Below are 13,613 nucleotides of genomic sequence, written 5' to 3' on the forward strand. Positions count from 1 at the left end.
AATCTCAAAGAACAACAGAGACGCTCTTTCGCAATTCCCTAACCGGACAATGCTGCATCCAAATCATAATTTTGTATTTTCGTATGAAAAAGTACATGAACTACTCAGGGAGAGCTTGTTTTCCTTGTATCATCTTATTCCATTGCGGGTCTTATTCCCAATTTCGGCATCTTTTGTAAGAGAGGTTCTTGAATATCTATTAAAAGTTCCCTCGCCTTTACCTTTGTGCATAATGACCGCTTCTGACATGTCCCACACTCCCTCCCCTTTTAAACCTTATGATTCCACTGACGGCTCTCAGTCTTCTTTGTTCTGGTCTTCCAATACATTAACCGCTTCCCTTCCGGACATACTAAGGTGTACCCCATTGTCCAGACAATGGGGTACACCTTAGGTCTTTGGGTATTACTGTTTCGACATAATCTAAAAACGCCTCGGAAGTAAATCCCATCAGGGGTTTCTGGAATTCATGAGACGGCTTAAATTTAACTATATGATTGATTCTCCTCGGTCGAGTTTCCTCTGGTGAGGGAAATAATGATACGGTCGGGTTGCTAAGTATAAATGGGGCGACTCGGTGAAAAAGATTAACTGCTCCGTTTGGGTTTGCTGGGGAGATTTCATTGCGTTTTATTAAATCATAGAATGTCTGCTTTGCAACTGCATTGACTCATTTTTTATGGTTTTATAAAAAAACCAGAACGCTACATTCTCGGATAGCCTGATAATACATAAACCTTTATCTATTTCCAGTAGGTATCCCAGCGCTTGTTTACTTTGTCAATTATTTCATCCGGCATAACAAGTGGTAAAGGATAACCCGTCTTCCAGGTGGCATCAATACCCATTTTCCCTCTGAATATAGGGCTGACACCCACTAATTTTTCTTGAGTAAATACAATATCCCGTTCGGCATCGAATCGGGTGAATATTCCCCAGATAGTTTGTTCCAGATCATGAATATTAACGTCAGGGCTAACTGCTGCGATAATTTTCGGCCCAATAATTTCTGGAGATTTTGTTAATTTTGCAACGATTTCTTTCCCGTTGTCAGGCACTGTGACAACCAAGAGCGTTTCGTCAAGGATTTTCCAATCCATAATTCTTGTGTCAATGATTTTCATCAAACGTTCAAAATCTGACAATCTAAGCCCGTCCTTCTGTATGGCGTTCCTTGATTCGTCTCTCGTGGCGTCGATGATCATTTTGCTTCCTAAATTCATTTTATAACTCGTAAAATCGAGGGTATCCAGTGGCACCTTTGGGATCATAATGAAATCATATGCAGGGTCAAAATTTTCACGGATTGCCTTGAGAACTGCATGAAAGTCACGGGGGTTGACATCCTCAGAGACAGTAATAATACATTTTGTGAGAGAAAGTTGTCCTTCTCCCATAACAGAAAGGGCTGTTTTCATTGCCTCCTTACGGTATCGCTCCTCGACAGACACCACAAGCAGATTATGAAATCCGGCTTCATAATAAGCCCAGAGATCATGAATTTCCGGATGAATCAGACGAATTAGTGGCCCCAGTATCTGCTGGGTCGCATTTCCCAGATATTTATCCTCCATGGGCGGGCGTCCCACAACTGTTGCAGGATAAATAGGATTTCTTCGATGGGTAATAACGTTAATATGAAAGACCGGAAACTCCGCGGCGTTAGAATAATGCCCAAAATGGTCTCCAAAAGGACCTTCCATACGCAGCTCAGACAAATGAACCGTTCCTTCAAGAATAAATTCTGCATCGGCAGGCACAAGCATAGAAATGGTTTTGCCTTTGGCCATTCTTGTCCTTTTGCCGCGAAGAAAACCGCTGAACATGACTTCATCAATTCCTTCTGGCAATGCGGCAACGGTTGCTAGCAAAAGCGCCGGATCAGTTCCAAGCGCCACGGCGATTTGGAATTCCTTCTGCATCTTTTTTGCCTGATAATAATGAAATCCACCACCCTTTTGGATCTGCCAATGCATCCCGGTTGTTTTTTCGTCAAATACCTGCATACGGTACATGCCTACATTTCGTTTTCCTGTTCGAGGATCGCAGGTGAAAACCTGGGGCAAGGTAATAAAACGTCCTCCGTCTTCAGGCCAACTGGTCGTAATAGGAAGCTCATTTAGATTAGGGTTGCTAATTACTTGCTGAGATGGGGGCCTGGCTATTGTTTTAGGAAGGGTGCAAAATAGACGTTTAACTATTCCCGGATGTTTAAAGAATAATTTCGGTTTTGGTGGTAAGGCTTCTTCCATGAAGGTAATCAACTCATTACCAAGTTGGTCAGGATGTTTTCCCAGTGCCAGCTCAATTCGTTTTTCGCTGGCAAGGACATTCATGGCCAGAGGAAATCGGAAACCACGAACATTTTCAAAAAGAAGTGCCGGCATGCCTTCTCGGAGTGCCCGAATGGAAATTTCTACTACTTCCAATCTTGCATCCACCTCGGTTTTGATTCGAATCAGCTCACCGGTTTTTTCTAAATACCTGATAAAATCTTGTAATGAATAGATTCGCATGAGATCTAAAAATTCGTATACATACGGAGTCCACTAACGGGGGGCATCATTTTTTGTCAGTGGCACTATAGCATCCTGGGTAAAATACTTTTTGGTAATTTTTTATAATCTCCTTCACCACCGATGTATTGGCAATTTAAGAGAAGTTTTATCACGACTATTCTTATAATTTGATTTCAATTATGTGATAATTGCATATTATAAGAAAGTGTCAAAATAAGACAATATAAAAGTTTATAAATACTACCGGATACCTATTACAATTGTAAAAAAAGAACTATTGAAAATTAAACAAACTGTGAAGATTGAGAGGGGTGCACAGAAGAAGGTCGAGTTTGTAATGGATTATGGTCTTACAGGAACGTGGAAGTGATATTTCGAAACGGAACTTGTGCCTAATGTCACGTTAAGTGTCAAACAATCTGGATAATAAGGTTGTGTGTAACATGAGTTCAGGAATTGGAATAATGGGAGAAACCAAAGAAGCTATTTACGGAGATATTGTAGAGCCTCAGCTTAAAACAAGAAGGTTTTTTGTCCTGATAATTCCGAAGGCACGGCCGAAACATCGGTTGACGGCAATGAAATGGAATTACCAACTATGTCCGGTAGTAATTGTCCTGGCGAACCCCCTTGGTGGGTCTGGTTTTGCAAAACAACAATACATAAGAGAAATAACACACAATCAATAAAACAAGATAATCCTGTAGTAAAAGACTGCCAGAAAACGTTGTCATATAATTATTCTTCGAAGACTTGTTTCTGAGTAAAAAGATATTGAAATTACCAGTCACCTAAAAGTTGCTGAGGAACTCCCCGGGTAATAAGTTGCTCAAGTATATTGTTTAGGTTTATCGCTGGATTTTTTCTATTTCATTTCTTAATATCTTTTTCATGTTTGGATGAACAATATCTTTCAAGGTTACAACGTATGCGAACTACATCAGGTAGGTGCAATGAATTCTTTTTCCTGAGAATCGGTATTAATCAGCTTATTAATAGTATCTATAACCGGCTCTTTGGAATTGTGGAATTTCGCTATGGGATTCACGATAGCAAGACCACGATAGTATGTAACAAGTCCTTCAGCAATTTCCGCCATAATCTTATTGAAGGTATTTCGCTTCTTTGCTCTTGCAAGCTTTACCTCGGGCCCTTTATCACCAGTAATTGGGATCCTTTCATAACTGCCAAAATCCATACGCAATATATTAATCATACCACCCTGTCCAGAGAGTTGATTTACAATTTCTGCTGATGGTAATGAGGCAATATAGGCCAAAGGATATGTATAATCTTTGTATCCTTCCTTTTGTAAATAAAAATTGCTTTGGATTCCCAATGTCTCAAAATAGGTTTGTACCCTTTCTAAACATTTTTTATTTACGGTCGATTCATCTATTTCTTTGACCTGTCTGCCAGCAGTTTTCAGTCTGCCTAAGATGATTGTCGTTGCAATCGGCCTGTCATGTTGATAGGTTTTTACTTCAATTTGAACATAGTCATTACTTACAAACTGCCATAAAAACAGATTACATGTCCTTTCGCTATAATAAGCCGAACCAGTAAATTTTATGTTTACCGAAGATATTTCCAATTCTGAAAAGATAATTTCCAGAGGAAGAATGATTTTGGAAACAGTCATTGCGCCTGGAACGATGTTTCCCTTTCTATGGATAAGGTTACTATCATTGGTTACATCAACAAAACATTCTCCGTTCTGTTTAGAAATCCTATATTCATGCTTGATTAAAAATTTATCCAAAACCAGCATGCGACGTTCGTTATGAACATCGACTTCAAGGACCAAGCCCGGGCGATGCGTTCGCGCCTTTGCATCCCTAAAGCAAATTTTATCGGTCAAAAAACCATCAATCCGTTTCAACGGAATTGAAAATATGGGAGTTTCTGCTCTGGCCATAAATATTAGCAAGAAAAAAAGTATTCGTTATCAAATAAAAGACATAAAAATCTTCAATTACAACTTATTTTAAAAAAGAAATTTTTGTTCTTCATATTTCAGTAATATCTTCGGCAAGATATCACTAATAATTAATAGTCTAAATAGGTTTTTTATCAAGAAAAAATTTATCTTGAATTTTTAAATATCTATAAAAATTTTTATCAATCACCCTCAACAATCAAAGAAAGGCGTATCTTCTCTAAATATTTTTGCATTTTAGTATGTAAATCATTTTAAGTCAAGGATATAAATTTTTTTTTATATTTCACATATCTATCCACCATAGGTTTAAGCTTCTTGTCTATAAGTACTGTAAAAACAGAAAGATAAAGTGTCAGAAAATATTAATAGCTTATATTAACTTGACAAAGATTATACGGCTCAGTATGCTACCGTCCACAGTTGTACGTGTAAAATTTTGAATTGATGTGAAAAGGGAGTTTTTCAATGCAAGATATTTGTGTGTTTGAAGATAATCAATATTCAAAGATATTCCCTCTTGTACACATAAAAACAGTCTTCTATCTTCGATGGAGAATATTTTCTGCTTTTGAAGGGATCAACGGACAGTATACGCAGCCCACAAGTACTCTTTTTTGTAGAAATTTTTCTCCGGGTATAGTATGGGAATGGTATTCCTGTCGTATTCATAATCTGCATGCAACACACGATGCATGCCTTTTCTTACGGGTTACGCAATTCTCTTTTCCCCTGTCCATCTGAAAGGTTTTTTATGGAAAAAGACATTAAGCACGGACGAATTATTATTGATACGAGTATTTTTACTAATCCAGAAGTGTATCAATCGTTCGGTTTAAATCCAACAGAAGCATTACGTTCGTTTCTGGAAATCATCAGTAAATTGGAAGGAACATCCTTTTATATGCCTCCATCGATCTACCAGGAATTACTTAATTTTATTGAAGCAAAGGATATCCCTCCTGATCTTCAAATTCGTATAATACAAAAACCTCCGAAGCGATATGAACTTTCTGTCCCGGCTTTTTTACTATACGAGCTTATCGAGGACGTGCGACACAGGATAGACAAGGGGTTGCGGGTGGCTGAAGAAGCCGTACGGAAAAAGATTGACAAGGGTCTGAAGATATCAGAAGCGATGGAAAAAAGACGAAAGACATCGCGTGAAAAATCAGTCTTTCTTTTTCCGGACGTGCGTATGACAGAAGAGATTCCTTACAAAACGGAATCAGAATCTTTGGAGGCTGCCGCTATTGCCGATCTGAGGAAAAAATATCGTGCTGCCCTGAGAGAAGGGATTATTGACAGTAAGGAGGATGTAGACCTGATCCTCCTGGCTAAAGAGCTCGATGGCATCCTGGTGACAGCTGATGCCGGTATTGTTAAATGGGCAGACAAGCTTGGCATCCGTTACCTCGATCCCCGTATGCTGCGCGGTATACTCGATAAGTTGTTGCAGGAAAAAAATTAATCATTTCGAGAGTTTTCTATCATCTTCACTTGCCCTGTGGTCATCAACTTGCCCCTTTGTCATGAGCGCAAAAGAAACCGTTTTTCTCCATGTTTTTTATTAAGCTGAGATCCGCGCCTTAAAGTGAAGTTAGTCCACATGAGTTGCGCCTTGCAGATGTTTTTGAAGAATTTCGTACGAGGCGTAACACTTTCTTGCAAACTCAACTTGCCAGTAATTTCCTATGTTCTTTTTCGATAACACCTCGAACTTTACTTTACATTTACGAAGATGATCTATCATCCGCTGGATATTTCTTTCTTCACGAAACCTGAGAAAAAATTTCTCATCAATGACTTCATTCCGCGCCGCTTTCACAACATTTTCATAGATAGGTTTCAGCAAAGCTTTACCCAATTGCGAAAAAACTTCTGGTTGCAATACCTGCATTTGTTCATGAATAAACATCGCTGCACGAATAATCCGGTGAGTAAAAAATTCAGATGCCATTTCTGCCATCAAAGGAGCAGTAACGTTAATATCCCGCAAACAAGAGCTGAGTGTCACATACTTTAAAATCTTTTCTGACGGATGGGTCGGTTTCATCACTATCCCTTCACATCCTGCCTCTTCGAGTTCTTTTATAATTTTTTTCAGGCCAGGAATATCCGATGCTGAAAATTGTCCAAACCTTCTCACCGTGGGCATTCGATAGCTATCGAAGATTTTGTACCGTTCATTAACAGGAACTCTGTGAGGTTGGTTGATCATCATTAAATCAAAGGCAAAAAACCTGATGTCTTCCTTTACATAAGGAGGATGTTCAATGTTATAGGGGTTATCAGGCCCGGCAAATTCACCACAAATGACCAGGCCCGGAATATCATCAAATATTTTCTTTACATCTAAAAAATCGGTAACCCGGTCTGTTGAAAACGGACAAACATACGCACCACGGGAAAAAACCAGTACTCGTCCCTGAATACGCATAACCCTGACATTATAACCGTCTACTTTTTCTTCTACATAAAAAGGCAGCGTATAAGCGTTGCGAACGCCATTTTCTAAGTGTACTACCCGGGCGATTCTGGGAAAACCAAAAACAATCCCGTCCTCGGTAACAATAGAACCTCTCCCTATGGGGCCAATCTTTTTTGTTATTCTAAAAAAACGAACGCCATCATATTCTTCGCTGACAGCGTTATGTCTCTCTAGAGCCTCCCGCCACATGGATTCGGCAATACCAACCTGTTTAACGACATCGTATATTTGCATATGCAAACTCGTTCCTCATTATGATTCTGAAATATGACACGATGTTACACAAACCAAACCCTTGATTTCAAGTTAAAACCCGATAACTGATGTATTGTTGATGCGACTCAACACGTATCCCCACGAATATCATGTGCCTTGACTGGCGCAATATTCATCGCCTGTTGGACAAGCCGATACTTTTATCTGGTCCCTCTATTTTCTTTTCCTCGTATTACCAACTTTCGTCCGGGTTTCGTCCAAACCATAAATTGTCAGATTATTTCCTTGCGTTTTTTTCAAAAAAGTATTTAATAATTTTTTTTACATGACAAAAAATTTCAATTTATCCGCATTAATTTAAAACGTGAGGGAAGATGAGATGCTATCGGGTTTAAATTCATTTACTGTCTTCCTGTGTTGTTGTATAGGGATATTTATCGGTTTATGCAGCTATACATTTTATTATGCAAACGGGGCATCTTATCTATCAAACGATCCGAAGGCTTGCGTTAACTGCCACATCATGCGTGAACAGTATGATGGCTGGCAAAAGGCGAGTCATCATGCTGTTGCAACGTGTAACGATTGCCATATACCCCATGAGCTTGTGCCAAAATATTTCACAAAATTAAAAAACGGTTTCTGGCATTCGAAGGGTTTTACCTTGCAAGATTTTGATGAGCCAATCCGTATTCAACCAGAGAATCGTATTATCTTGCAAAAAAACTGCCTGTATTGTCATGGAGAATTCATGAGCTTAATTGCTACTCATCCAGGCAATGACCGGCAAATCCTAGACTGTATCCATTGTCATAGTAACGTCGGCCACGGTCCGGCACGGTAAATTTAGGAGAAACGAAACCATGAATCATCAATCACCAGTTCATTTTAGGAATGCCACAAAGATTCTCTATTTGTTAACCATCGTTGTAGTTGCTGCAGCAACGGTGGGAATTATTCTTCTATTAAAGAACGTTACTCAACGCAAAGAAGAGGCAAAACAGCATGTATTTCGCGTGGTGGAAGTGACGGAGGACACTATTGATCCTGTTACCTGGGGTAAAAATTATCCTCGTCAATATGACGGATATCGCCGGACAGTGGATACAGAGCGGACCCGACACGGTGGGAGTGATGCCTTCAATAAACTCGATGACGATCCACTTTGGCGTGAGATCTTTAAAGGATACGCTTTTGGCGTAGACTATCGAGAAGACCGGGGTCATGCTTACATGCTCTCTGACCAGGATATATCGGAGCGTATAAAAATAGTCAAACAGCCAGGGGCTTGCCTGCACTGCCATTCATCAACCCTGCCCGCATACCGTGAGGCTGGTATCAAAGCAGGCATACCAGCGGATGAAGCTCATCGGCAAGAACAAATTATGAAGGGTTTTGAAATAATCTGTGCGATGCCCTATGATGAGGCTCGCAAATTGGTCTCCTATCCTGTATCCTGTGTGGATTGTCATGATCCTGAAACCATGCAATTACGCGCTACCCGGCCTGCCTTTCTCAATGCAATCCGGACCTTAGCCAGTTCTGATTATCCGGTACCCCATTTACCCAGCATTGAACGCTGGCGTAAAGACGGGCGTAAGGGTGAATATGATGTTAATACCATGGCTACACGACAGGAAATGCGTTCTTTTGTCTGCGGGCAATGTCATGTAGAGTATTATTTTAAAGGCGAAGGTAAACTCTTAACGTATCCCTGGAACAAAGGAATGGGAGTAGATCAGATCGAAGATTATTATGATGAAGTAGGCTTTAAAGATTGGACTCACAAATCAACGGGTGCGCAGATACTTAAAGCGCAACATCCTGAATTTGAAACGTGGAGCCAGGGGATTCATGCCCGCAGCGGTGTGGCATGCGCTGATTGTCACATGCCTTACAAACGGGAAGGTGCAATAAAAATAAGCGATCACCATGTGCGTAGCCCATTATTAAATATTTCCAACGCGTGTCAGACCTGCCATCATTTTAACGAATCAGAACTTAAAGCACGTGTTGAGTTGATTCAGAATCGAACAAGAAGTTTAATGATTCGGGCAGAGGAAGCAATTGTGGCGCTTATTCATGATTTGCGGCATTCCCGTGAATCGGGAGTGCCTGACGAACAACTGAAAGAAGCGCAGGCATTACATCGCAAAGCACAGTGGCGTTTGGACTTTGTGGCGGCAGAAAATGCCATGGGTTTCCACGCTCCACAAGAAGCTGCGAGGATTCTTGGTGAGGCAATTGATTATGCGCGGCAGGGACAACTTCAGGCTTTAAAATTGAAAACAGCAGCACACTGAAGCAGTATTTCTTATAAGATAAATTTATCGCTATCGTAAATGCTATGCCTGACTTCTGCAGATGATTTTCGGTATGCAAAAATTGACCTTCTATAATTCGAAAGTTTCCGAGGGATTTTCTCCCAAAAAGGACATAACGCCTGATACATTGAAGCTTACTAAGGTTTGTTCTACCAATTCTGGATGGACATCAACCAGGCTTTGCCGACCACTGAGCATCGCATCGGTTGCAGAAGCCTTTTGAATATCATTCGTTGAAAGTACCCCATGGTTTTGTTACGATAGCGTTCAGGAAATTTCTCCATTGTCGTCCTCCCCTGTTGTCTATAAAATTCAGTGGTTAGGTTCCACTTTAACAAAATCCAATATACACGCAGGAGAACAGTTTTAAAGTTTTGATCACGGTCCGGCTACAACTATGGAATACATTAGTATCACGGGAACAGAATTGAGCGCTTCGCGAATTGGCTTGGGAACATGGGCAATTGGAGGCTGGATGTGGGGTGGTACAGACGAGGAAACTTCGATTCGCACCATCCACAAGGCCCTCGAACAAGGAATTAACCTCATCGATACTGCACCAGTCTACGGGCAGGGCCGGTCAGAGGAAATTGTTGGTAAGGCAATAGAACGGTATGGCCGCCGTGAAGAAGTGATCATTGCTACAAAGGTTGGTTTAGAATGGATCGGCACAAAGATTGTTCGCAATTCCTCACGCAAACGTATCTTTCAAGAGGTTACAGACTCGCTGCAGCGCCTGCGTACAGATGTCATTGATATTTATCAGGTACATTGGCCTGATTCGTCTGTCCCGATAGAAGAATCCGCCAGCGCTATGAATCAGTTGTATCAGCAAGGCAAAATACGCGCTATTGGTGTGAGTAATTACTCTCCCGACCAAATGAACATCTTCCGTCAGGCTGCACCACTCCATGTTGTTCAGCCGCCTTATAACCTGTTTGAACGTCAGCAAGAACAAGATGTTCTTGCTTATACCCGCACATACCATCTGACGACGCTCACTTACGGCGCCTTGTGCCGCGGACTGCTTACGGGAAGGATGAAACCCGATACGCAATTCACCGGAGACGACCTGCGCAGGATCGACCCTAAATTCCAGCAACCACGCTACGATGAGTACCTGGAAGCAGTAGCACAACTCGATCGCTTTGCCCGTAAACGCTTTAAAAAAAGCGTGCTGTTGCTGGCGGTTCGGTGGTTGCTTGATCAGCCTGGGGTAAGTATTGCCCTGTGGGGAGCACGCAGGCCCGGCCAGGTAGACGCCGTTAGCGAGGTTATGGGATGGGCTATTGACGATGAGTCGCGCATGATTATCGACCAGATACTCCGGGACGCCATCAAGAAACCGATCGGATCAGAGTTCATGGCGCCACCATCGCGTGATACCGTTACATGAGATTTGCTTTCCTATGCTATGAACAAAAATGGCGGTTATTATCTATTTCCGCGCAATTTGTCCCGGGTTTTGTCTGCGTTAAAAATTCGGGAGCAGTCTGCAAACCGGACTCTTCACAAGAACGTTTGAATTAACCCTTATTCCACAATTCTAAATTTTAAAATACTTAACTGCCTCGGTAAGCACCTTATCAATTATTTTTGTCATACGCACCGCGACTTCTATTCTCTGAACAATTTTATCGATATCCGCTTTTAATGTATCGAGCCGTTTATTTACATTATCAACTTTTGAAACTAGTTCTTTGAACTTTTCTGTGTTTGATTGAATGTGCGCTCTGTTCAATTCAGTAAGGATGTCAAATACGCCTTCCTGTACCCCTCGGATGCGATCCTTATCGACAATCGTCGTTGCACTCCAGTACGCATCATCAAGGGCCTTATAAAGCTCGCCGAAAAGGTCGCGGATTTCCTGCTGGGTGAATTCTTTCTTTCCTTCCTTTGCCATGGTCTATCCTCCTTATTGTAGAAAAACTATCGTGTTCGTGTGTAAAACCTTCTTTCTTGTAACAAGGTTTTTCACAATCCTTTTAATTCCCCGTTAAACAGACGGGTATTCAGGAAAATGTTATCCCATTGCTAGTGGTATGTGGTTGTAACTGTGCCGTGCTGTCAGATTCCGTTATTCTTTTGCAAGACTTTTATAAAATTTGCCTACCCTTTTTCCCTCGTCGATAAGTTCAGCAATAAGATTCTCCAATGTTGGGCACGTTTTATCAAAGGCCTTTACCAATTCGTTGTGCGTCATCCTGAGTTTTCTTAAGGTATCCTGTGTTGCCTTCAGGGTCAGATCCGCCTTGTACTGTTCTTCAACGATAGCCGGAAGTTTCGCGATAGCTTCTGCTTTTGTTACAGGATCAAACTTATCTTTATGGTGATCGATGAAGCTGATGTGCTCCTTTAACATTACCTCATATTGGATCCAGGATTGATTTCTTAATCCAAAGCCCCCTGCCCCCGCTTTATCCATGGGCTGCCCAATATCAGAGACAAGGGTGTTGCAAATGCTTTCGATGGGCTGCTTCATGTCGGCAACTATTTCTCTGACTCCCTTCTCCCGTTTGTAATCAATAAAAAAACGCCCAACCACATCAACCGCTGTGGTAAAGGCATCGATATTCGTCTGGGAAGCACCGCTGTTTATATTTTTGAAGGCGTCATTTTCTCTTAGTTTTTGGAGAGATTTCCCAAATGCCTTTGTTTCGGCGTCAAATTCTTTCATCTGTGTATCACTCATGATGTCTGCCAGTTTTTGAGCGTAGCGCTGTAATCCCTTAAATAATTGTTCACGCGACTCCAAATCCTGCCCGGTGAGGAAATGCATTTCGGTATTCGGGTTAAAGCCTTTTTCGTCGTAGTTATTAACTAATAATGCTACCCTGGTGCAGTAAAATTTCTGATCCACGGTTTCAAAGGCATCTGTTGTATTCGTCGTGGCAATAGATAGCGCCGTAGAAAAGTCAGCTATCCTTTTTTGTGCATTCGGGGCAGCACAACCAGCGGAAAAAAGGATGATGCCGGCAAATCCTAGTATTCCTGACACAAAGACAGGATTTTTAAAAAATAACCCTCTTTTCTTTCTCATAGCTAAGACTCCTCCTCACAAATGAATAAAAACAAGTTTTCAGAAGTATATTACAATCAGATTTGTTAAACAAACGAAGTATGCTTCTTTCCCTTTTGCCGTATTACCTTATAGAATCTTTTTTCCCCTCTTCGGGCTTTTTGCCTTCGCCGCGGATATCAACAAACCTTTTCATTATGTCAAACCAGAAACCCGCACCCTGAGTTGCCGCAAGCGCAGTGACAATTATGCCTAAGACTTTGTACACCCAACCCCTTATATCGTCAGGAACCGCTCTTGGGTCGTCTTGTAACGCCTTAGGATTATCGCGCATAACCCATCCAATTGGTAAATTAAGCTTTTGAAGCTCTGCATAAATCTCATCTATGCTCTGTGACGAGGTGTTTTGGCCGGATGGAGAGGCATTCCTGACCCTCGCTTCCACGGATGCAACGACCGAGGCTCTCAGGGCATTATCACGCCACAGGGTATTTACAATCGTAAAACTATCCGCATTGAAAAGCCAGCTTATGCCAAGAGAAATGCCCAATATGATCCACTGTATCTTCCTTTTGTACCAACCGGAAACACGTTCCATTGCACTATCATACCAGTCTTCAATATCCTTGCGCACATGCGCAAGGTCTTCTTGTGCCGTATTGAAAAAACAAAGCAATGTGCCCTTTATTTCTGATTCCTTGAGATGAGAAATCACAACTCTCGCACCATTAAATGTCCTGGCTCCTGCTGCTGCGGGAGTTGATGTAATCATGTCCAGCAAGACACGTGAAAATGTCTTTGCAGGAATATAGGAAGGCGGTTTCTTGTCGTCCATGAGACTTTTAATAAGTGGATGTTCATAGAATTCTTTTGCTTTACCTTCTTTCCCGGGATCATTAAATAATTTTTTTATCGCATTTTCGAGGGATTTAGCGCGCATGCCTAGCCGGCTGGCAATCCACTCATTAACTGCCTGACAAATCAGGCTCAAAAAAAAATAAACAAGGGCCAGACCAATTCCCACTTCCAGTATTTGAAACCCATACATACCCCAACTCCTTTCCATACCTGAATGCAATAACGCCTCTATTTTTATTTATGATAT

11 protein-coding genes are annotated in these 13,613 nt (G+C 41.4%); 5 read left to right on the forward strand and 6 right to left on the reverse strand.

Translation table 11 applies throughout. The annotated features are described in order from the left end of the window. Positions 1-743: 743 nt before the first annotated feature. Entirely contained in the window at positions 744-2,516 is a 1,773-nt protein-coding gene (locus BIY37_RS08270) for a menaquinone biosynthesis decarboxylase (RefSeq protein WP_070067369.1), read from the reverse strand. A 446-nt stretch (positions 2,517-2,962) separates the two neighbouring features. On the opposite strand from BIY37_RS08270, the gene BIY37_RS08275 reads away from it, so the two are divergent. Then, positions 2,963-3,208 (forward strand): hypothetical protein, encoded by a 246-nt coding sequence (locus BIY37_RS08275; RefSeq protein ID WP_179129342.1) that lies wholly within the window; start codon positions 2,963-2,965, stop codon positions 3,206-3,208. Between the two features lie 251 nt (positions 3,209-3,459). Here the strand turns inward: BIY37_RS08275 and BIY37_RS08280 are convergent, their stop codons facing one another. Next, positions 3,460-4,380 (reverse strand): hypothetical protein, encoded by a 921-nt coding sequence (locus BIY37_RS08280; protein ID WP_143299221.1) that lies wholly within the window; start codon positions 4,378-4,380, stop codon positions 3,460-3,462. Positions 4,381-5,212: 832 nt separating this feature from the next. Between BIY37_RS08280 and BIY37_RS08285 the strand changes: the two genes are divergently transcribed. After that, the gene (locus tag BIY37_RS08285; protein ID WP_070067373.1) at positions 5,213-5,929 is read left to right on the forward strand and encodes an RNA ligase partner protein; all 717 of its coding nucleotides are present in this window, start codon (positions 5,213-5,215) and stop codon (positions 5,927-5,929) included. 129 nt (positions 5,930-6,058) lie between these two features. Here the strand turns inward: BIY37_RS08285 and BIY37_RS08290 are convergent, their stop codons facing one another. Next, complete coding sequence (locus tag BIY37_RS08290) at positions 6,059-7,183, reverse strand: RNA ligase (RefSeq protein ID WP_070067374.1); 1,125 nt, start codon at positions 7,181-7,183, stop codon at positions 6,059-6,061. 361 nt (positions 7,184-7,544) lie between these two features. Here BIY37_RS08290 and nrfH point away from each other — a divergent pair, with 361 nt between their 5' ends. The 3 genes from nrfH (at position 7,545) to BIY37_RS08305 (ending at position 10,885) form a co-directional block, all read left to right on the forward strand. After that, positions 7,545-8,009 (forward strand): cytochrome c nitrite reductase small subunit, encoded by a 465-nt coding sequence (gene nrfH, locus BIY37_RS08295; protein ID WP_070067375.1) that lies wholly within the window; start codon positions 7,545-7,547, stop codon positions 8,007-8,009. 19 nt (positions 8,010-8,028) lie between these two features. Continuing rightward, on the forward strand, positions 8,029-9,468 hold the full coding sequence (locus tag BIY37_RS08300; RefSeq protein ID WP_070067376.1) for an ammonia-forming cytochrome c nitrite reductase subunit c552: 1,440 nt from the start codon (positions 8,029-8,031) through the stop codon (positions 9,466-9,468). 418 nt (positions 9,469-9,886) lie between these two features. Then, positions 9,887-10,885 carry an aldo/keto reductase gene (locus BIY37_RS08305; RefSeq protein ID WP_070067377.1) on the forward strand — a complete coding sequence of 333 codons (999 nt, stop codon included), beginning with the start codon at positions 9,887-9,889 and terminating at the stop codon, positions 10,883-10,885. 150 nt (positions 10,886-11,035) lie between these two features. Here the strand turns inward: BIY37_RS08305 and BIY37_RS08310 are convergent, their stop codons facing one another. From BIY37_RS08310 to BIY37_RS08320, 3 genes are all read right to left on the reverse strand, one after another. Further along, complete coding sequence (locus BIY37_RS08310; protein ID WP_070067378.1) at positions 11,036-11,392, reverse strand: hypothetical protein; 357 nt, start codon at positions 11,390-11,392, stop codon at positions 11,036-11,038. A 174-nt stretch (positions 11,393-11,566) separates the two neighbouring features. Continuing rightward, on the reverse strand, positions 11,567-12,529 hold the full coding sequence (locus BIY37_RS08315; protein WP_070067379.1) for a hypothetical protein: 963 nt from the start codon (positions 12,527-12,529) through the stop codon (positions 11,567-11,569). Between the two features lie 103 nt (positions 12,530-12,632). Beyond that, the gene (locus tag BIY37_RS08320) at positions 12,633-13,556 is read right to left on the reverse strand and encodes a hypothetical protein (RefSeq protein ID WP_070067380.1); all 924 of its coding nucleotides are present in this window, start codon (positions 13,554-13,556) and stop codon (positions 12,633-12,635) included. Between the last annotated feature and the right edge of the window lie 57 nt (positions 13,557-13,613).

Origin of the sequence: Candidatus Brocadia sapporoensis, assembly GCF_001753675.2 — a bacterium.
Taxonomy (GTDB): Bacteria; Planctomycetota; Brocadiia; order Brocadiales; family Brocadiaceae; genus Brocadia; species Brocadia sapporoensis.